Below are 21479 nucleotides of genomic sequence, written 5' to 3' on the forward strand. Positions count from 1 at the left end.
ACTTCATCAATCAGCCAACCTGTTTGACGAGTGCTCACAGGCACTATCGGTCATTGGCGCTACGCCAACGGCTGGCGCGATCGAATCCGTTGTCTGCAACCACTGTGATGTTGGGCCGCACGCCCGGCAACGGCAGTTAACGGCAGCTAACGGTGTTTAGGCGGTCCTAAGTGAAATCCTGCGAAAGTTCGCAAGGTAAAACCGCTTGCGGCCGTTGATGCACCAATGCGATGCGCATTGCTGACAGTTCCTGCGGACTCCTTGACGTTTCTTGCCAGTCCGCTGGTCAACGGCCGGTACTCAATGCCGTTTTAAGGGCAGGTGTTGCACACGACTGGTGACGAGTTCGCCGATCCACTGTTTTCCGGGCTGGAGTTCGGTACCCACAGCGGGGAAGTGTCAATGCAGCCTGACGAGATCAATCTGAACATCACACCGGCAGGCAATCCCGGCTCATTTCTCGCCGAGGAAACGGTGCAGCTCAGCGACTCACAGCGCTACACGCTTTACCTCAGTGGCCTGCCGGGGCAGCTTGACGGCGTACTCGCCACTGCCGGCAGCCGCCGCCTGGCGACCCACGCGAAGTTTCGCTATTACCAGGGCGCGGCTCGTTTCAGCGCGGTCGATCTGTACGTCGTACCCGCGGCAAGTGACATCAGCCTGCTAAGCCCGCTGCTAAGCAGTGTTCCGTACACCGGAATGAGCGGCTACCTGTCACTTGAACCTGATATGTACGACATCGTGCTGACCTGGCCCGGCACGAAAACGGTAGTCGCGGGACCGCTGCGTGTTGATCTTGCCGCGCGCGGCGTCTACGAGACCATCAGTGCTGACAGTCAGCAAACCGACGTGGCGCAGTTGCTGTATTTCGAGATTGACTAGATGGCTGCAACAGGCGCGCGACCTTCAGCGCGCTTTTTGCCAGCTGGTCGGTGAGGCTCGGTCGGGAACCATGTCCGACCGAGCCGCTGGCTAGATGGCCGGGAGAGTGTGTGTACCGGTTGGCACAGAAACCGCCCGGATCGGGTGTTCACCGGCATAGCAGCATATCGACACCCGCTGTCGACTCTGTGAAGAGCAACAGTGCTACTCGGTCTCCATTGGCCTGGCCGGGTCTGCGGCCCATTCCTGCAACGATGCCGTATAGACAGCAACGTCCTTGTAGCCGAGGCGGATCATCGTGAACGCATTGGCAGATGCGGCGATACCGCCACCGCAGTAGGTAATCGCGCGGCCTTCGTAATCACCGTCGAACAACGTCGCCAGTTCATCGACGGTTTTGAAGTGGCCATCGTCATTTGTCAGCGACATAACCGACACATTACTGGCACCGGGAATGTGTCCGGGTCGTTCATACATCGAGAACTCTCCCCGGTAATGCGCGGCTGGGAGCGAGTCGATGATAGTGACGCTGTCGTCGCCGATGGCGGCATGCACTTCATCGCTTGCCACTATCAACTCCGGTCGCAGGTTCACTGTCAGCGATCCTTTAACAACGGCAACGGACTCCGTTGACAACGATTGCCCGGCATCCGTCCACGCCTGCAAACCGCCGTCCAGCAATGCCGCGTTGTCGAAGCCAATCCAGCGCAACATCCACCAGACCCGTGCCGCCCAGGCAGATCCGTTCGCGTCATAGATAACGACGCGCGAGTTATCACCGACACCCAGACGCTCCATAGCCGCCGCGAATTCGCCGGGTTCCGGCACGGCGTAGTGCAAGGGACTGTCGCTGTCCACCAGCTCGCCCATGAGGTCCGCAAAACGGGCACCGGGTATGTGGCCCTTGTTGAAATTCTCACGGCCATTGACTGTGCGCATGCCGCCATCGTCCGTCCGCTCGATCATGACCGTCGCGTCCAGTATCACGAGGTCGCTGTCCTGATAGTGCTGACTGAGCCACCCGGCACTGACAAGTGTATCCATGGGCGGCGTCATTTCGTTGGGCACCGGGCCATTGCAGCCGGTCAGCAGAAAAGTAACGGCGAGTGTGCAATACATGTGCAAAGGATTCATGGTGTTTTCCCGGCCGGGGCACGCCCGTTCCAATCAGTTGGCGGAGAAGCAGTATACGAGAAAACTGTCAGCTCCGGCCCACCACAGCCAGGCCAGGCAGAACGCTGGCTCGTACGGCGTGGCCCTATTGCCTCTGCATTGCTCACGCCGGCGCGATCGCAGCACGACTGCTACCGGTTTCGCCGGATTGCAAAGTACCTGCATTCAAATCATCACCATCGCGTGGCACACTTCGGGCCTCCCTATGAATACCGTCCGCCAATGCGCAAGCCAAGGAGTGTGCGCGCCGGCAGGCCGGCTTACGATCGCAAGGAACCCGAAGATGCCCGCACGCTTGATGACAGATTATGCGAACGGACAGGAACTGTTTGTTGGCCGACCAGTCGCCAGAATTCTGCTCTGCCTAATAGGGATGCTGACGCTGGTGGCCGTAGCACCGGCTCATGCTCAGGACATCAAACGCTCGGATCTGTGCAATCAAGGTACAGCAACCCTGTATTTCACGACGGTGGGCGAAAACACCGGCCTGCTCAGCGCCGGAGCGATGACCCAGGGCTTTTCAGCCGTACCGCCGGACAGCTGCGTCGAGATAGTCCCCTACGGCATGAGCCGCGTCATTCTCACATTTTTCAAGAAAGACAGTCGCGGCCTGATGACCAACCTCAGAATCCAGCCGCAGAACACGGACGGTGAGTCAGCCGATTACCAGCTCGTTTGCGTGAACCCGACCAAACCGTGGCGAATATTCGGCACGACCGGCGACATTTTTTCGCGTTTCGTCAATGCGGACTGCCCGGCCGGTTTTTCGCCAGCCATACCCTCATGGATACACACACCGGGCGGCCTCAGTACTTACAATATTTCCGTCGACTCGAATTCCGCCGCTGTCGCCTGGCAAGACCGACAGCAAAGGACCTACCAACAGCTGCCTGCGATTCGGCAAAGTCAGATGCAGACCGATAACGTCCTGGTACAGACGAATCCCTATGCCGAACGCAGCCACGAGCAAGCCAAGGTCCTATTCGGCGCCATTGACGACTGGTTGCAGCGTTCACAGGCGGAAGCGCAACAGCGCCGGGCGCAGGCATGGGAACAACAACGCCGTCGCCGGCAACAGTTCGAGAATGAAGTCGACAAGGCGGAGCAGTCCCTGGAAACGCCGGACGATGCCGCCTGCGCACCGTACATGGAAAAAGACCGTTATACCCGGGACGAAGACGTCGCGCTCTCCGGGGTGAAGTTGAAGATGGCGCTGATGGATGCGCACAGAGCGCTGGTTTGCAACGGGTTCAGTGCTGACCCACAGGCGATCGCAAAAGCCGGCGGTGTGGAAAGATTCTGGGCCAACACGCGCGAGAAAGTGTTTCGGAAGCAGCTTGAGAACGGTGCCACGCTGTTCACAGACGTGGAAACGCGCCCGCCGCGCGGAGCGCCGAAGGGCGCGGACTACGTAGTCCTGACTGTACGGATTCGCTATCGGCCTCCGCAGTTGATCAGCGACGATGAGTGGTCAGCAATACGCGCGGATTTCAAACGCAAGTACGACGTGGGTCGCAAGCGCGCGGAAAACCAGCTGGCGATACACCGCCGGATCAAGATCGACGGTGAACAGCATGCACTGAAGCTCGATGCGCAAGCCTACCGGCCCGGTCAAAGGACGTCTTACAGCATTACGATGCTCTGACCGCAGGCTGACAGTCGGCATGTTCTGCACTGATTCCCGGTCACTGCAATAGCGAAATGCCGGCCATGGCGTGGCCAGCGCACAACCCGGCTGTCAGGCAGGCTGTGCAGACCCTGTCAATGCCGCTGGCGCGGTTCTCCGGGATCAGCAGGGCAAACTACAAAAACACGACCAGCGCTGCGGCCGCAGCGCTGGTCGCACACCGTGTCGCCGTGCAGAGAGTCGGGTTGGAGTCTGCCGCTGATCGCGCCGCTTGCAACAGGGGAGAGCAATCTCGACGCGCGGCAGCCGACACTCTACTCGACGACGTCGATGTCGTGCTCGATACTCTGTGCAGCGGCTTGCGCGTAACCGGCAGCCGCACTGCCGTCAGTTTCTCCCGGAGACTCAGCCGCCAACGACCAAAGCGCCCAGATCAACATGACGCAAGCGAAGGTAAACAGGCGGGGCGAGATGGAGCGCATGTGTGGATCCTCGTGTGAATGAGTTCAAGTTCAGGCGTTTCACATAAGGTAAAGCGGCGGGCAATGTCGGATTCCCTCACCATCTGGCAATAAATTTTCGGCACGGCGCCAAGGCGGCAGTGAGCAGCGCATTACCGCCCGGTCGGCACTGACTGCTGGTCGGGGTCGGGGTCGGGGTCGGGGTCGGGGTCGGGGAAGTGTGAACTTTGCCTGAGCAGGCGTCGCTGTCTCACGGCGGGAAGCACCTCAGTCTCTTTGGTACCGCTGACCGGATCCGGACAACGGACAGGCGCGGTGTGATCAAGGACGCTCGATCACACCGCGCCGTTCGGGCTTAGCTGCCAGGCCGCACGACGTGCCCGAGCTCCATGTTGCCCGCCCAGCGGTTGATCGGCGTGATGTAGTTTTCGGTAATGTCGTTCAGTTCCAGCTGACGCTGCTGCCACTCCCGGGACAAATCGGCATGCCTGGTTTTTGCGCCATCCGTAACTGGCGCACCGGAATCATCGATCACGTCCATCAGGTAGCGCAGTTGACCGTCCAGCATCGTGGCCCATGCGTCCTCGTCTTCGTAGGTCTCGAACTTGAGCTGGGTAATCTGCTGTTCCCAGGTATCCAGATCAGCAATCGCCGCCTCACCCAGGCGCTGCAGTTCCTCGTCGTCGTGGTTAGCCATCAGCGACTTGATCTGCGACCGTGCTTTCCTGGCGGTATCCAGTGCGATCAATACGTCATCCAGAGTGCCCTTGACCTCCTCAATACTACTGGCCCATTCGCGAATCTGGCGGTCGGACGCAATCGAACGTGGGTCTTTCACCACTTCGAACGTTGCCTCGTCCGTAGCAGCACCTATGGTAATCCGCGCCGTGTACCTGCCCGGTGCGACACTGGGACCGGCGTAGCCTGCCTGCAGCACGATATTGTCGATGCATTTCACCTCGTCACTGCTCATATCCCAGGACCACTTGTTCATGCCCTCTTCGGTCTTCGGGTAGGTGATCTCGAAAGGACGGCGCGGGTCCATGTTGCCGATGCGGCAGCGATCCTGGTCCGATTCCTTGTTCGACATCCTGCGCACAATTCGTCCGCTGGCATCCAGAATGTCTATCGTCAGTTCCGTGTCCTCACTTACCTCGTCGTTGATTACGTAATACAGCGGCACATCTTTCGACGGGTTTTTGCCCTCGTAACTGCGCACCCGGCTGCCCGGCTTGCCCATTTGCCAGGTTGGCGGCGTGTAAAGATGAACGGCCTTGTTCGTTGGTGCATTGCGCGCCTGCCGCACGACCCAGATATCGTCGAGCACCCAGAACGCCCGGCCCTGAGTCGCAACGGCGAGACTGTCTTCTCTGGCCCGCAGATCTGTTATCGGCACCGGTGGCAGATTGAGGTCCAGTGATTGCCATTCTCCACCGTCATTGTAGGAAACGAACATGCCCTCCTCGGTACCGGCATACAGCAACCCTTTCACGACCGGGTCTTCTCGCACCACGCGGACAAACTCGCCTTTCGGTACGCCGTCATCGATACGCTTCCAGCTCTTGCCGTAGTTGCTGGTCTTGTAAATGTACGGGTCGAAGTCGTTGAGTTTGTAGCCGGTTACCGCGAGGTATGCCGTGCCTTCGGCATGCGGACTTAGCTCGATCGTGTTGATCATCGCTTCGCCCTTGTGCGGCGGCGAAATATCGCTCCAGCTCCTGCCGCCATTGCGGGTCAGGTGCAGCAGACCGTCATCGGCGCCAACCCAGATCGTGCCCTTGTCCTTCTCGCTTTCCACGATCGCGTAGATCGTGTGATAGAACTCCGCACCCACGTTTTCCGGCGTCAGCGGTCCGCCGTTGCGGCCCATGTGCTCGGGGTTGTTGCGCGTCAGGTCCGGGCTCACCTCTTCCCAGTTCAGGCCGCGGTCGGTGCTCTTCAGCAGCATCTGCGTGCCGTAGTAAATCGTCTCGTGATCGTGCGGACTGGTGATCACTGGCGGATTCCAGTTCGCCCGGTACTTCAGATCCTTGGAGTCCTGCCCGTACACATGCTCCGGATACGGAATGATGTAACGGGTCTTTTTGTTGTCGTGATTGTACTCAGTGAGTGTTCCGTTGATCGTCGTTGCATAGACCAGCGTCGGATCGTCAGGATCGAACGCAATGTGCGCGCTCTCGCCACCACCTACCGCGTAGAAATCGTCCTCGCCGATAGCACCATCCCATGCATAACTAGCAATCGAGACGGTCGAGTTGTCCTGTTGCCCGGCGTACAGGCGGTACGGGTCCTGATTGTCCGTCACCAATCGATAGAACTGCGCTGTCGGCTGGTTGTAGATCGAACTCCAGGTCTTGCCGCCGTCGAAGGTGACGGTGGCACCACCGTCATTGCCATTGATCATGTTCAGGCTGTTCGCCGGGTTGATCCAGTGATCGTGATGATCACCGTGCGGTGTCTTGACCTGCTCCCAGTCCTTGCCGCCATCGACTGACTTGTAAAGCCCGGTATTCAGCACCCACACGGTGTCGGCATCCGAAGGATCGGCAGCGAGATGGATGTAATACCACGCCCGCGAATGCAAGACGCGATGATTGTTGATCAGCTTCCATGTTTTGCCGTAGTCGTCGGAACGCCACAAGCCGCCCTTCTCCGGCTCCGCTTCGATAATGGCGTAGACACGGGACGGGTCAGCCGCCGGCACGTCTATGCCAACCTTGCCGATCAGACCGGGCAGACCGCCTTCGAGCTTGTCCCAGCTGTCGCCGGCATCCGACGATTTGTAAATGCCGCCGCCCTCACCGCCGGACATGATGTACCAGGGCTTGCGGCCGTGGTGCCACATGCCCGCGTACAGAATGCGCGGATTCGTCGGGTCCATCGTTATATCGGTTGCACCCGTATCCGGGTTGACCTTCAGCACGTGGTCCCAGGTCTTGCCGCCGTCGGTTGTGCGGTACACGCCGCGTTCTTCGTTCGGCGCCCAGATCTGGCCCTGCGCCGCAACATAGGCGATGTCCGGGTTCGTCGGATGAATTTCGATCTTGGCGATCTGGCCCGCTTTCGGCAGGCCCATGAAGGTGAAGGTTTGACCCGCGTCAGTGGATTTCCACAAGCCCTTGCCCTGCGATGTGGTTACGCCGCGTATCGGCGCCTCACCGGTGCCGACGTAAATGACATTCGGGTCGGAGGCGGCAACCGCGACCGCACCGATCGTGCCGACCGGAATCTGGCCATCCGAGATATTGCTCCAGGTCACACCGGCATTGTTGGTTTTCCAGAGGCCGCCGCCCGTCGCGCCCATGTAATAAAGCTGCGGATTACCGACGACACCACTGACTGCGGTCACCCGACCGCCACGCCAGGGGCCAATGAGGCGGTACTCAAGACCGTCGATCAGCGATTCCTCAACCGCGTGAGCAGGTGCACTTAGAATGCTTAGTGCGCTAACGGCCAGTAATAGAGTTGCACGGTACAAAGGCTTGAGCATTTGGTACGTCCCCCGGTCTTCGCTAAGGAATAATAGAGTGCGAGCCAGCCAGTTCAGGGTTACTGCCGATTGAGTTTGCGGGCGCCGATACACGTGTATGCTGCAATTCACAAACCCAACCGTTTCCCGAAATACCTGGTGGAACTTCTGGACATTGTTTGTACGACGACAAGTCGCATCGTTTGTAGATGTTTGCACCCAACCGTAACGCCGTTGAGCAGTCGAAACAAGGTGCATTCCGGCATGTGTAAACGAGCCGCGACGCGGTGCATTGCTACCGCAATAAAGGAGCCCCTGTGAAAAAGTTGATGCCGCTGGTCCTTGCCTTGCTCGGTTACGCCGTATACGAGTGGCAAGGCACGGACCTGACGACGCCAACGCCGTCATCGACCAACTCCGCTGCAGCAACGCAAGCGACAGTTACAAGAGAGACGGCGTTACGCGCCGGCGCACAAATACGCGGCAGCGGTATCGTCAGCCGGGTATTGTCCGACGACAACGATGGCAGCCGGCATCAACGGTTTATCCTCGAACTGCCCTCGGGCCGTACGCTGCTGGTGGCACACAATATTGACGTGGCGCCGCGCATCCCGTCTCTGCAGCGCGGTGATACTGTGGAATTCTACGGCGTCTATGAAAGCAACGACCGCGGCGGTGTCATACACTGGACCCACCACGATCCACAGGGGCGACATACCGACGGCTGGCTGCAGCACAATGGTCGCCGCTACGAATAGCGACTCGCGCGTCCCCCGGCCTGATCCAGCCGAACGTGACCTGCAGTAGTCCAGGCATCGCCGCCGGATAGCCAAGGGCTTGACCCGCGCCGTATACTGCAGCGACATCCACAACCGATCGTGCACTGTCATGCGAAAACAAACCCGAAACAAACGCGCCTCCTGTGCCATGTGCAAGCCGCACAAACGTGGCTGGGCGAATCGTTGGCGCGCGGCAGATCGCGGGCTTGCAGCCGCCCATGCCGCTGACATGCAGCAGGCCCTGGGATCAAAATCGTCCCGACGTAACACCGTCAGTCACTGACGACTGACATGCCGCATTCCGCACTTGCACTGCACATCCTCGGTGCCGGACAGGGCGCCAGCCAGGTTTACGATGGCCAGTGCAGCTCAGCGGCTGTTGTCACCCTGCACGACAAGCCCGTTTGCCTGATGGATATCGGCTTTGGTGTTACCCGTGCGTGCTTGCAACGGTTTTCCGGGCTGCCCGACAATATCGTTGTTACCCACAATCACAGCGATCACTCTGCCGAATTGCCGGTGGTATTGCGTGTTGAACAGGCACAGGGCCGCACGCTGTCGGTGTTCGCCGAGCAGGAAGTGTGCCGGCGGCTGCAAGTGCACCGTCTGGCCGAGCATGCCGAGGTAATGGCGGCCACCAGTCTTGCCAACTGGCATGCGCCCGCCGCGAATGAGCGGATTGCACTGACAACAGACCTCGGCATCGAATTCGTGAGCGCTGCGCACTCTGAACATGCCTGCGGAGTACTGCTGTATCACGCCGGCAAGCTGGTCATGGGTTACACCGGTGACAGCCTTGCGAGCGAGCCTTTGTACAGCCGGATCGCCGCGGCACCCACTCGTATTTACGACGCCCGCCCCGCGCCGTCCCGCTGGCACGCCACGTTCGATGATCTCGCGGGACGCCTTGATGAGCGTGCATGGATCGTCGGCCATGGCTACAGCCGCGACAGTGCCCCACCGAACCTGCCATTCTTGTTTGGCGGCGAATGCCTGTCGCTCGATTGAACATGCCGGTAACAGCATCGTGAAAATCGCACAAACAGCAAAACTGGTTATTCAGGGCGTGTACTTTCTATCGCCGTATGCGTGGCTGGACCGTTACCTGAAAAAGCGTGAGGCGCAATACGCCGTCGGCTCGGAAGAGCAGAAAGCACTACGAAACCGGCGACTGGTCCTTTCCGAGCGCTACATCGGCTACTGGTTTTTCACTGCTGTACTGCTTTATCTGTTGAGCACCCTGCTGCCGGCGTGGCTTGCCATCCTGTTCATCATCCGGGCAATCGGCATCCTGAACAAGGAAATGGGCGTCGTGCTGTTCGGTATCTGCAAGATCACCGAGGGAACCGCTGTTTCTGCTACCGGTCGCGTGATAGTGCTCGCACTGGTGAATTATCTGACCGCGTTGTTCCTGTTCGCTGCAACGTATTCTGTCGTCGGCGGACTCGACGACGTCCCGGCATTCGCACTGGACAGTGAACGACTGACCGGCCTGCTGCACGCTGCGCAAATTCATTTCAGTCTGGCAAGCAGTTACACACCCGCCACAGCACTGGTGGCTATCCTGTCCATCTTTCACAGCGCCTATTGCTTCCTGTTCGGCACGCTCGTGATCTCGCTGTTCGTGTCGCTGCTGAGCGTCAAACCGCTGCAATCGTAGCGGGTCGACAAGCGGCGGACCCTGGATACGTCGTCTGGTGGGTGCGCGATCCCGCACTCAGCTGCGCCGGGATCGTGACCGACAAGCACGACACAAGTAGCAGCGAGCGGGACGCACTCATGTATGTACCGGGTGCAGCGCCCATGCAAGCAATAGTGCGAACCAAGAATACGCCGGACCCGCAGCGCATCGTGTACCCCGGCAAGATATCCGCGCAGTAACAGCGACAGGCATCGCAGCCACCAATGGCGACCGCGATACCTGCCGTTCACTCACATTTTCACGCCATTCCTGGTGCGCTCAGAACGCGTAACTTGCACCGAACAACGCGGTCCACGAGTAAATTTCATCGGCATACAGTCGGCTGGGACGACCCTGATACTCGCGACGTGATGCGTCGTTGATGTTTTGCAATTCACCGAACAGCGAGAACCGTTCAGTCGCGTCGAAGCTGACTTTGAGATCGACCTGAGTCCGTTCGTCGAAATACACATCTTCGCTGCTGTCGCCACCTATGCCCTGCAAATAGGCATCACGGTAGGACACGGCAACACGCGCTTCGAACCGGCCCAACGCGTAGAACAACGCAACGTTGCCGATCGTATCCGGCTGGCGGAAGAACGGCAGGTTGTCTTCCTCACGGCCGAACACATCCACTTCGGAGTCGATGAAGGTGAGGTTCAGTGACGCGCCCAAACCATCGAATGGTTGTGGGAGATTGACGAACTGCTGCTCGATATTCAACTCGAGACCCAGCAACGTGCCCTTGTCAGCATTCTCCGGTCGGGAAAGAACCGTCAGCGGAATGCCGCGATAGACCACATCCTCAGTTCGCCGGGTAAATATCGGGTTCTTGATCTCTTTGTAGAACACACCGATCGAAGCAATACCCGCCGTCTCAAAGTAGTACTCGAATGACAGGTCCAGGCCCATTGACTCGAACGGATCCAGGTCTTCATTACCGGCAGCACCCTCGTCGTCTTCCACTTCCAGCGCCGGTGCTACGTCCTGGAAATTCGGGCGACCGATGGTGTTGGTCCAGGCACCGCGTACCACCACTTTGTCATTGGGGCGATACGTCAGGTGGAGACTGGGCAGCACATCCGTGTACTCGGTCGTACCCGTGAACGGGCTGGCCGGGTTCAGCGGGTCCACTGCCGGCAAGCTTACGAAGTAAGCGGTGTAATCGGCCTCGGTACGCTCGATGCGGGCGCCACCCAGAATCGTCAGATTGTTGATATCCACACTTGCCATGGCGTAGCCAGCAAGCAGGGTCTCGTCGATCTGGTAGTCCGAAGAGATCGAGTCCAATGCCGAACTCTCCGCATCAAACTCAAACATTTCCGGATTTGATTGCGCCAAAGCCTGATGTGCAGCGAAATCCAGCACAGGGCCCAACTCGGCGTGGCCATCCAGAAAATCAGCCGGGCCGGAGTGGAACAGGCCGGTATCCGCGAGCGTGAACGACGATGCGCCCGTGTAGTTCAGGTTGGTACGATCCCGGTACTTGTCGCGTGCGGCGTATTTGACGCCGAACTTCAGGTAGCCCGCATGTTGACCGAACTCGGTGTCTATGCGCAGATCGCCTTTCAGAGAATGAATGTCCTCTTCAATGGAATCGCTGCGGTTGCGCACCCGCCGGAAGTCATAGTTGGCAGGATCATTAATTGCCGCGCCGGCATCGAGGTCGAAGTAGGTATTGGCGACATCGATCGTGTTCGGAAACGCATCTGCGCCCGAACGGTACTCCCAGTCCACCCGCAACGGCGTTATTTCCTCGGCATGCGAGAACGTATAGCTCATTTCCCACAGCTTGTTGTCGCGGCTCAACTCGCCGCCCAGGGAAATGTTGGTCAGCTGTTGAGTCTGGTTGTTCTGGCGGTACTCGCGAGTGGCACGACCTTCGGAGTTCTGCACGACGGTACTTGAAACAGCCGTTTGCGTACCGCGTGCCGCATCCAGGTCCATCTGGTCGCGAGCTTCCTCGTCGGTGAACTCATTGAAAATTGTCCGCATATACCAAAGCGAGGTATCGGTCGGCCGGTATTCGAGATTGGCGTTCAGGCCGATGCGCTCACGCTCAATATCGTAGTTGAAATAGCGCACACCCTCAGGGGCGTAAGCATCCGGTGCAAACTCTGTCCAGCCATCGCCCTCGAACAGGTTGGTATCGTAGCGGCGGATGTAGTAACTGGAGGCCAGCACGAGTCCGAACTTTTCTTCCGCGCCCAGCCGGGAACCCCAAACTGCGCTGGCGCCGTAAGGTACTCGCTCGCTCTTGTCGTTGTAGCCGATGCGGCCACCGACAAAGGCAAATCGATCCGGCGAATCGAAAGCGCTGCGGGTAATGATATTGATATTGCCACCGACGGCATTGCCGTCCAGGTCCGGCGTCACGGCTTTGACGACCTCAACCACGGAGATCAGGTCTGACGGAATAACGTCGAGAGCAACACGTCGACCTTCACCTTCCGGCGCACCGACCAGGTTGTTGTCGATGGTCACGTTGTTCAGGTTGGAATCGATACCGCGCACAATCGGATAACGTCCCTCACCCTGATCCAGCTCAACTGACAACCCGGGCAAACGTTGCACGGCTTCAGCCGCATTAAAGTCGGGCAGCTTGCCAACGGTGTCCGCGGAGACGGCGTCGATAATGCTTTCCGCCGAACGCTTGCGTTGCAAAGCAAGTAGCTGTGATACCCGTGCGCTGGTGACGACAATTTCTTCAATCTCGTCGTACGTCGTATTGAGACTGACGTCGGCACTGACATTGCCGGTCTCCGGCACCTGCACAGTAGTGGACGATGCCTGGAAACCACCGGCGCTCACTACGATCGTGTACTCACCGGCGGCCAGGTTCCGTAGCGTGTAGCGTCCCCAACGGTCGGTAGTCGCTTTCTTGTTGCTGTCGACGACAGTAACCGTCGCGCCCTCGACGAAACGCTGCAGGTCCGGGTCGTTGACCACACCGACGATATCGCCAGCCTGCGCGAGCGCAGAAAATAATCCGAAGATAAGCAAAGAAACCGCGCGTGATGCAGTAAGTATCCGCGCCGGCCCGCTCTGTATTGTTGCCTGTTGCTGGTATTTCATAGCCGCCCCCCATGGACGTGCGTGCAGAAATGGCACAGTCCGCTTGTTTGATGCTGTGACTAAGAGTCTAAATTGGTCAGACCTTTTATTGCTTCGTTGGTCCTTCCAACTTTTGAGAAGGTAGTGTACTACTGAATTTTGTTCAAGCATTTGTTCATTTCCGTTAAATCCGTGTCTATAATCCGCCAAACTATTTAGCAAATAGGTATGACCATTTTGTTACAAGACTTTCTGCAATGAGCGTGCCCGCGGCTTGCACCGAGGCAGCAGGTGGCGATCGGGAACGGGTGTTGCTGCGCGAGCTCTTCGATGTCGCGATCAGCGCCGTGTCGGCCGAACTCACGCTACCGCCACACCTCCCGGACGAACCCTCGGGCCGCACCGTCTTGCTCGCGGTGGGTAAAGCCGCAGCCGCAATGGCGGATACTGTCGCGCAACGTTGGCACGGCCCGATGTCGGGATTGGCTGTCACGCGTTATGGACACGGCATCGACCATCCAGTCTGCAACCCGGCAATTGAAATCATTGAAGCCGGTCATCCGATACCGGATGAGAACAGCATGCTTGGGGCTCGTCGGGCGCTTGAGCTGGTGCAAGGACTTAGTGCTGACGATCTTGTACTGGTACTGGTTTCCGGCGGCGGCTCATCCCTCTGGTCGCTGCCTCTCGACAGCGTTGGTATGGCAATGAAGCGCGACATTACCGCGCAATTGTTACAGTCCAGCGCCTCCATCAATGAGCTCAACACGGTCCGCAAGTGGCTGTCACGCATCAAGGGCGGTCAGCTCGCGGCCGCCGCCGCGCCAGCCCGGGTCGAGACGCTCATAATTTCGGATGTGGTGAATAACGACCCGTCACTTATCGCCTCCGGCCCGACCGTCCCGCGCAAGGAAAGCTTCGACGATTTCCTGCGCGTCCTGACCCGCTACAAGCTGCAACTGCCCAGGTCAGTGCTCGATGACATTGAACGCAATGGCATGGCCGCCAGCAGAGGCGGCAATCACGCCGGGCAATGCAAAATCATCGCCGAACCCAGCAATGCGCTGGCCGCGGCAGCTGACCGAGCCGCAGCGCTCGGTTACCAGGTACACGACCTGGGGGATGCCATTGAAGGCGAGGCGCGGCTGGCCGCCGTCGAACACGCGAAGCTTGCGAAAACACTGGCACAAACCGGCCGCCCCGCAATAATTCTGTCAGGTGGCGAAGTTACAGTGAACGTTGTCAACAAAGCCGGTGTCGGCGGCCCGAACACGGAATTCCTGCTTGCGCTCGCCATTGAGCTGCATGGCGCGGCGGATATTTACGCGCTGGCTTGCGATACCGACGGCTATGATGGTGTCGGTAACAATGCCGGCGCGATCATCACACCAAGCACATTGCAGCGTGCAAAGCGGCTGAACCTTGATGCTGGCAAGGCGCTGGCCGGCAATGACTCGGGCACATTTTTCGATGCACTCGGTGACCTGGTGATCACTGGTGCAACACGAACCAATGTCAGCGATTTCCGGGCGATCGTCGTATGCCCGATACAGCAGGAGCAAAAGGCAAAGTGAGTAACGACAAGACGGGCAACGACTTCTCCTCTATCTGCACGCGCTGGATGACCCGCCGCGAGGCCATGAAAGGGCTGCTGGCGGCCGGTGCCACTGCCGCTACAGTCAGCACACTGACGGCGGCCTGCGCCACGTCAGACATCGTTGTTGATGACGCCTCTGCGCCACCACGACTGAGCTTTGCAGAAATTCCACGCATGCTCGATGGCAATCACCACGTCGCGGCCGGCTACAACGCTGAAGTACTGTTGTCATGGGGCGATCCTGTTCTGCCAGGTGGCCGCGCGTTCGATGCCGCGGCACAAACAGCCGCCGCGCAAAGCCGGCAGTTCGGCTACAACAACGACTTTCTCGCCTACTTTCCGCTACCGGCCGGCAAGCGCTCCGGGAGCGAGGAAGATCAGCACGGCTTGCTGTGCGTCAATCACGAGTACACCAACGCCTATCTGATGTTTCCCGGCTACAGCAATTGGCGTGACAGCGCGGCAGGCATAAACCGGGAGCAGGTCGATATCGAAATGGCGGCGCATGGCCACAGTGTTATCGAGGTTCGCAAGCAAAACGGTCACTGGTCATTTGTCGAGAACTCGCGGTTTAATCGTCGAATCACGATGGACACGCCGATGCGGATGTCCGGCCCTGCCGCCGGGCACCAGCGATTGCGCACCAGCGCAGACCCCGGCGGTACCCGCGTGCTTGGCACGATGGGCAACTGCGCCGGCGGTGTGACGCCGTGGGGAACTGTGCTCATTGCCGAGGAAAACTTCCGATACAACTTCGGTGGACACCCGGAGGAACTGGCCGAGAGCCATCCGCGAGAAGTCCGCAATTACGCCCGCTTCCGCTTCGGCAATCACGAACGCCGTCAGTGGTACCGCTTTCACGAACGCTTTCACATCGCGAACGAAGCGCACGAGGCCAACCGCTTCGGCTGGATGGTCGAGTTCGATCCCTACGACCCGCAATCGGAGCCGGTCAAACACACGGCACTCGGCCGCTGCCAGCATGAAGGTTGCTCGGTAGTGGCGGAGGAAGGCCGCCCGCTCGTTGCCTATACCGGCGACGACGGCATCAACGAGTACATTTACAAGTTCGTCAGTAACGGCACTTACCGAAAGGACAAAGGCAAGCGCAACAGCGCGCTGTTCGACGACGGCATTTTGTACGCTGCCCGCTTTAATGACGACGGCACGGGCCGCTGGTTGCCGCTGATCTTTGGCCAGGGACCGTTGACGCCCGAGAATGGTTTTAATGATCAGGGTGATGTGCTGATCGACTGTCGCATCGCCGCGGACCTGCTCGGCGCGACACCCATGGACCGGCCTGAAGACATCGACACCAACCCGCTGACCGGCCGGACCTACGTCATGCTCACCAAGAACACGGTGCGCGAGCGCACCGATGCCGTCAACCCACGGCAGAAGAACGCCTGGGGCCAGGTGGTCGAAATACTCGCTCCCGGTGCCGATGGCCAGCGCGATCACGCGGCACTGGAATTTGGCTGGGACATCTTCATCCTCGCCGGCGATCCGGGCAAAGACAGCACGGCGCGCGGGCAATACGGCGCCGGCACCAGCGACGACGGCTGGTTTTGCAATCCGGACAATATTGCGTTTGATCCCTTCGGTCGCATCTGGATGGCGACGGACAGCAGCAATCAATGCGGTTTCCACGACGGACTTTGGGCGGCCCAAACCGCCGGGCCGGAGCGCGCGCTTAGCCGGCATTTTTTCGGCTGCCCACGTGGCGCCGAACTGTGTGGCCCCTGCTTTACGCCGGACGGCAAAACGCTGTTCGTCGCGATTCAACACCCGGCAGACGAAAAGGGCTCGACCTATCTCAACCCCAGCACGCGCTGGCCCGATTTCAATGATTCGGTGCCACCGCGGCCATCGGTCGTGGCGATAACCCGGGCCGATGGCAAGGTGATCGGCAGCTAGCACATTGCCAAAACAAGAATAATGAACAGCGCAGCGGCGCGCACAAGAAGCATGGCTGAAATGGAAAGGACCTGATATGGCTTACACTCTCCTGCTGATACTTGCATCAGTCGTCTTCATCGTCCTTGCCACCACGCGTCTGCAGCTGCACCCGTTCCTCGCACTGATTCTTGCCGCACTCGGTTTTGGCCTGGGTTCGGGCATGTCCGGTACGGCTGTGATCGATGCCATCAGCGCCGGCTTTGGTGGCACTGTCGGTGCGATCGGCATCGTCATTTTGGCCGGCTCGATCATCGGCGTGTTTCTCGAAAAATCCGGCGGCGCATTGCGCCTTGCCGAAAGCATCATCAAGCGCTGTGGCGACAAACACATTCCGGCGGCGATGGGTGGCGTTGGTTACGTCGTCTCGATGCCGGTCTATTGCGACACCGCGTTCGTCATCCTGTCACCCCTTAACAAAGCCTTGTCCCGCAAAGCGGGCGTCGGCGTTGCGGCGGGTGCTGTTGCGCTCAGCCTGGGCCTGTACGCGACCCATACGATGGTGCCGCCGACACCCGGACCGGTTGCTGCTGCCGGCATCCTCGATGCGGACCTCGGGCTGGTCATACTGTGGGGCGTTGTCGCCTCGCTGGTTGCCCTGTTCGCCGGCTGGCTGTTCGCGACCCGGGTCGCGGCAAAGGTGGATATCGAGCCGTCAACGACGAACGAATCAGCGCAACCGACCGCAGACGAAATTCCGCTGAGCGCCGCCGATGCACCCGGCGTACTCGCGTCAGTCGCTCCAATTCTGTTGCCGATCGTGTTGATCTTGCTGCGGTCCGTTGCCCAGCTGCCATCCGCACCGTTCGGTGCTAACCGTTTGTTCGCTACTCTCGACTTCATCGGCCACCCGGTATTGGCCTTGCTGCTCGGCGTCGGCCTCGCTTTCACACTACCGTCACGTTTCGACCGCAAGATGCTCTCGGCCGGCGGCTGGCTCGGTGATGCCGTCGCCGCTGCTGCACCGATCATCATCATTACCGCGGCCGGCGGCGCGTTCGGCAAGGTTCTGCAAAACGCGGATATCGGTGCGGCGCTGGGACCTTACATTGAAACGATTGGTCTCGGCGTCGTGATCCCGTTTCTCCTCGCCGCGGTCCTGAAGACCGCGCAAGGATCATCAACCGTCGCCATCATTACGACGGCCAGCCTGATGGCACCGTTCATGGTCGCGCTTGGGCTCGACAGCGAAAGTGGCCGCGCATTGACGGTGATCGCGATCGGCGCGGGCTCCATGGTGGTTAGCCACGCGAATGACAGCTACTTCTGGGTCGTGACCCAGTTTTCGGGAATGGATGTGAAGACCGGCTACAAATTACAAACACTCGGTACGCTCGTCGAAGGCACAGCCGCGGCTGCCGTGGTTTGGGTGCTCAGCCTGTTTCTGCTTCCCTAACGGAGTTGCCAGCGATGAACTACCGACTGACCAAACGCGAATTCCTCTCTTTACTGGGCGCAGGCAGCGGGTTATTAACGCAGAGTCTGGTCGTCGCTCCCGCTGCATTGGCCGCCGGCGAAGTACGCGGGAAGGGACGCTTGCTGCAGGGTCCTGTCGCCGGTGCAAGCACGCCAACGAGCATGAAACTCTGGTGCCGGGCCAGCGACGCGGTACCGCTCTCCATTGCATACGGCCCGGCCGCCGATCCTGGTGATGCGCACGTGACGGAAGTCATTCAGCCGAGCGCCGATACGCTTTTTTCCTGCGTGTTTACGCTCACCGGTCTCCGGCCCGGTACGCTGTACGATTACCGGATTTTGATCAATGGCAATCCGGACCCTTACACCGGCCATCGCCACTTGCCGCAGTTTCGTACGCCCGCACTGGCAGCCGACATGCAGCGATTCAGTGTTGGCTTCGGTTCCTGCGCACGCTATGCGCAGGACCATGAACAGCTCATCTGGAAAGCCCTGCTACGACATCGTCCGGATTGGTTTTTCTGGACCGGGGACAATATTTACAACGACAGTGCCGACCTCGAGACGATGGCGGACGAATACCTGCGCCAGCGTGCGGTTGCCAACTATCAGGATGTTGCTGCGTCGATACCTCAACTTGCGATCTGGGATGATCATGACTTTGGCTTCAATAATTCCGATGGCCGCAACCCGATCAAGCAAGATGCATTGCGCATATTCAAGAACGTGTGGGCCAACCCGGCTTACGGTCTGCCGGATGCTGACGGCGTGTTTTTCGAATACAACTACGGCGGTGTGGATTTTTTCTTTCTTGATGGCCGCTACTACCGGGACCCCAACAAAGCCCCGGACCAGCCGCAAAAGACCATGCTTGGCAGGCGCCAGAAAGATTGGCTGAAAGAGCGGCTCGTCCGCAGTACCGCGCCCTTCAAAGTGCTGGTCAGTGGCAGCGGTTGGTCGGCGGCGAAAGGTGCTGGCGGTGACAGCTGGGCATCCTACCTGCACGAACGCAACGAGTTGTTCGAGTTTATACGCCGCGAGAACATTGGCGGCGTTGTGCTGGTCTCAGGCGACACTCACGTTGCCGAACTGAACGCAATACCCTGGTCGGAACACGGCGGCTATGACATGTACGATCTCGTCTCTTCTCCGCTCGCGCAGGTCACGACCACAACCTGGCTCGATCGACGTCCGGAGCGGCGTATTCGCCAGGCCTTTGCGGGCAGCACGAACTTTGGATTGTTGAATTTCGAGCTGACAGCAGAGCCAACACTGACCTTTAACGCCGTCGACTATATGGGCGCTACGGCCTGGGAACCCTTCACCGTGCGTGCCTCGGAATTGCAGAACGGCGTATCGACCTGGCTGGAAAAAATGGATGAACTGTCGCGGCGAAGGTACGAGCGCGCGCAAAAAGGCGAGCCTTACTACCAATGAACCCAGACCGATGAAGAATTGCGGTTCAGCAAAAACGACCCGCCCACCATTCAGTCGTCGTCGGCTGCATGATGATCCTGCAAGCGATCCGCGGCTGTCATCAAAGTCTCCCGGGCACGCTGCAGGTGCTCGTGCATCGCACGTCGCGCATCGTCGGGATTGCGGCGCTGCAACGCGTCGTAGATGGCGCGATGCTCATCCAACCGATCGCCGTGCAATTTCTGGCTGGGGATAAAACGGTGCAACTGACTCCACAGCTGACCACGCGTGTGCAGCGCCCACAAGCTGTCGATCACGGCAGTAAGCGCGGTATTCCGCGCTGCTTTCGCAATCTGGACGTGAAATTGCCGGTCGTATTGCTCGTATTTTTCAAGCTGATTGAAACTGTCTTTCATTTTCTGGATCAGCTGTTCCAGCGCGAGCAGTTCGCGATCCGTGATGATCGCGGCAGCCGCAGCGACAAGTTCGCCCTCGATCATGCGGCGTGCATCGAGCAACTCGAAGGGACTGACACCACGGTCGAATATATTCACCCGCAGCGGCTGGTTCTGCCAGGCTTGCACGTAAATGCCTGCGCCCTGCCGCACCGAAATCAAACCGTAGAGTTCCAGGGCAATGAGCGCCTCGCGAATCATCGGCCGGCTGGTTTCGAATTGCTCGGCCAGCTCGCGTTCGGTCGGCAAGCGCTGACCAATGCGGTACTCGCCCGAGTAGATCTTCTCGGCGATAGCGTCGGCGACTATTTTGTATCGTCTGGTGGTCAACTCACGGTCCGCGGTAGTGGAATGCCCGAGGTACTGGCTTCGGGCCTGTTGCTGGTAGTCAGGAATACCGTGAATTGTACGGCTGCCGTCACCGCATACCTAGCAGGGAATACTCTGTGCACGCAGTAACAGCAGGATATCGGCTTTGGCTGCACAATAGCCAGTCGAGCGTCTGGCCTGCGGACAGGGCTATTCAGTATGGACCGACCGCCGTTGCGGTCAGCAGGAGAAAAAGATGAAACGCCAGGCAGGAATGTTCGTTTTGTGTATGTTCGCGGCTGTTGCTGCTCCGCTGGCAGGAGAGGTACCGGTGTATCAGGCGGAGTTGCTCGCCCGCTTCGACGCAGCGGATGCGCGGCAAGGCGTTGCCGCTGACGCCGGACATTTTTACGCAACCAACAACTACAGTATCACCAAGCACTCGAAGCTTGATGGCAGCGAAGTAATGCGCTGGACCGGCCGCGCGGAAGGCGAGCCACTGATCCATCTGGACAGTCTGGCCGAATACCAGGGCCGCCTCTACGCTGCGCATTCAAATTACCCGATCTGGCCGATGACCAGTTCCGTGGAAGTGTGGGATGCCGTCACGCTGGAACACGTGGCCACCCACAGTTTCGGCATCTATCGCGGGTCTTTCACCTGGTTAGACCGACATGACGGTTACTGGTGGGGCGCATTTGCCAACTACGACAAAATTCAGGACGGGCAAACCGAGCCGTACGGCCACACCCGGCGCACCCAGGTCGTGCAGATGGATGATCACTTTGCGGTGCTGCAATCGTGGGTCATCCCGGACGGCATACTCGAACGCATCAGCCCGATGAGCAACTCCGGCGGCTCCTGGGGGCCGGACGGCCTACTCTACCTCACCGGACATGATCACGGTGAAACCTACGTCATGCGAATACCGGAAGCCGGTTCCGTTTTGCAATGGATAGCGACGGTGGAAATCCCGCTCATGGAAGGTCAGGGCATTGCCTGGGATCGCTCATCGAACGACCGGATACTTTGGGCGATTCAAAAGAAAGGACGAATCGTTGTGCAAATAGCGATGCCGGAAATTCCGCACGCGAGGCCCTAGATCGGCACCGGCTTACGTCTCGACAACGTTCTCGCGAGTGACTCCCGATACAGCTGCCGACAGCGGCTGATCGCGCATTCAGCCGCCTCTCCCGCACGTTCC

15 protein-coding genes are annotated in these 21479 nt (G+C 59.2%); 10 read left to right on the forward strand and 5 right to left on the reverse strand.

What is annotated here, in order from left to right; all coding sequences use genetic code 11:
* Positions 1 to 324 precede the first annotated feature (324 nt).
* Positions 325 to 882 (forward strand): hypothetical protein, encoded by a 558-nt coding sequence (locus tag BA177_RS16590; protein WP_156762876.1) that lies wholly within the window; start codon positions 325 to 327, stop codon positions 880 to 882.
* A 204-nt stretch (positions 883 to 1086) separates the two neighbouring features.
* Here BA177_RS16590 and BA177_RS16595 read toward each other — a convergent pair whose 3' ends face one another.
* Positions 1087 to 2016: a sulfurtransferase gene (locus BA177_RS16595; protein ID WP_082990207.1), complete on the reverse strand. Its 930-nt coding sequence runs from the start codon at positions 2014 to 2016 to the stop codon at positions 1087 to 1089.
* A gap of 322 nt (positions 2017 to 2338) precedes the next feature.
* Between BA177_RS16595 and BA177_RS16600 the strand changes: the two genes are divergently transcribed.
* On the forward strand, positions 2339 to 3700 hold the full coding sequence (locus BA177_RS16600; protein WP_156762877.1) for a hypothetical protein: 1362 nt from the start codon (positions 2339 to 2341) through the stop codon (positions 3698 to 3700).
* A 296-nt stretch (positions 3701 to 3996) separates the two neighbouring features.
* Here the strand turns inward: BA177_RS16600 and BA177_RS18695 are convergent, their stop codons facing one another.
* Positions 3997 to 4164 carry a hypothetical protein gene (locus tag BA177_RS18695; RefSeq protein ID WP_156762878.1) on the reverse strand — a complete coding sequence of 56 codons (168 nt, stop codon included), beginning with the start codon at positions 4162 to 4164 and terminating at the stop codon, positions 3997 to 3999.
* A gap of 334 nt (positions 4165 to 4498) precedes the next feature.
* Positions 4499 to 7633, reverse strand: coding sequence for a WD40/YVTN/BNR-like repeat-containing protein (locus BA177_RS16610; RefSeq protein ID WP_068618059.1), 3135 nt, complete (start codon positions 7631 to 7633; stop codon positions 4499 to 4501).
* Between the two features lie 296 nt (positions 7634 to 7929).
* Between BA177_RS16610 and BA177_RS16615 the strand changes: the two genes are divergently transcribed.
* The 3 genes from BA177_RS16615 (at position 7930) to BA177_RS16625 (ending at position 10051) form a co-directional block, all read left to right on the forward strand.
* Entirely contained in the window at positions 7930 to 8370 is a 441-nt protein-coding gene (locus BA177_RS16615; RefSeq protein WP_231892463.1) for a DUF3465 domain-containing protein, read from the forward strand.
* Between the two features lie 312 nt (positions 8371 to 8682).
* Positions 8683 to 9399: an MBL fold metallo-hydrolase gene (locus tag BA177_RS16620; RefSeq protein ID WP_068618060.1), complete on the forward strand. Its 717-nt coding sequence runs from the start codon at positions 8683 to 8685 to the stop codon at positions 9397 to 9399.
* A gap of 19 nt (positions 9400 to 9418) precedes the next feature.
* The gene (locus BA177_RS16625; protein ID WP_068619573.1) at positions 9419 to 10051 is read left to right on the forward strand and encodes a hypothetical protein; all 633 of its coding nucleotides are present in this window, start codon (positions 9419 to 9421) and stop codon (positions 10049 to 10051) included.
* A gap of 300 nt (positions 10052 to 10351) precedes the next feature.
* Here BA177_RS16625 and BA177_RS16635 read toward each other — a convergent pair whose 3' ends face one another.
* Positions 10352 to 13147: a TonB-dependent receptor gene (locus BA177_RS16635; RefSeq protein WP_068618064.1), complete on the reverse strand. Its 2796-nt coding sequence runs from the start codon at positions 13145 to 13147 to the stop codon at positions 10352 to 10354.
* A gap of 236 nt (positions 13148 to 13383) precedes the next feature.
* Between BA177_RS16635 and BA177_RS16640 the strand changes: the two genes are divergently transcribed.
* The 4 genes from BA177_RS16640 to BA177_RS16655 all read left to right on the forward strand — a co-directional run bounded on the left by BA177_RS16640 (position 13384) and on the right by BA177_RS16655 (position 19532).
* Positions 13384 to 14700, forward strand: a complete 1317-nt coding sequence (locus tag BA177_RS16640) for a glycerate kinase type-2 family protein (RefSeq protein WP_068618066.1) — start codon at positions 13384 to 13386, stop codon at positions 14698 to 14700.
* A complete protein-coding gene (locus BA177_RS16645; protein ID WP_197493206.1) occupies positions 14697 to 16640 on the forward strand; it encodes a PhoX family protein in 1944 nt (647 codons plus the stop codon). Before BA177_RS16640 ends, BA177_RS16645 begins: the two co-directional genes overlap by 4 nt.
* Before the next feature lie 76 nt (positions 16641 to 16716).
* The gene (locus BA177_RS16650; protein WP_068618070.1) at positions 16717 to 18075 is read left to right on the forward strand and encodes a GntP family permease; all 1359 of its coding nucleotides are present in this window, start codon (positions 16717 to 16719) and stop codon (positions 18073 to 18075) included.
* A gap of 14 nt (positions 18076 to 18089) precedes the next feature.
* A complete protein-coding gene (locus BA177_RS16655; RefSeq protein WP_068618072.1) occupies positions 18090 to 19532 on the forward strand; it encodes an alkaline phosphatase D family protein in 1443 nt (480 codons plus the stop codon).
* A 50-nt stretch (positions 19533 to 19582) separates the two neighbouring features.
* Here the strand turns inward: BA177_RS16655 and BA177_RS16660 are convergent, their stop codons facing one another.
* Entirely contained in the window at positions 19583 to 20296 is a 714-nt protein-coding gene (locus BA177_RS16660) for a FadR/GntR family transcriptional regulator (protein WP_068618074.1), read from the reverse strand.
* A 235-nt stretch (positions 20297 to 20531) separates the two neighbouring features.
* Here BA177_RS16660 and BA177_RS16665 point away from each other — a divergent pair, with 235 nt between their 5' ends.
* Complete coding sequence (locus BA177_RS16665) at positions 20532 to 21377, forward strand: hypothetical protein (protein WP_082990210.1); 846 nt, start codon at positions 20532 to 20534, stop codon at positions 21375 to 21377.
* Positions 21378 to 21479 lie beyond the last annotated feature (102 nt).

It is taken from the genome of Woeseia oceani (genome assembly GCF_001677435.1).
Classification (GTDB): domain Bacteria; phylum Pseudomonadota; class Gammaproteobacteria; order Steroidobacterales; family Woeseiaceae; genus Woeseia; species Woeseia oceani.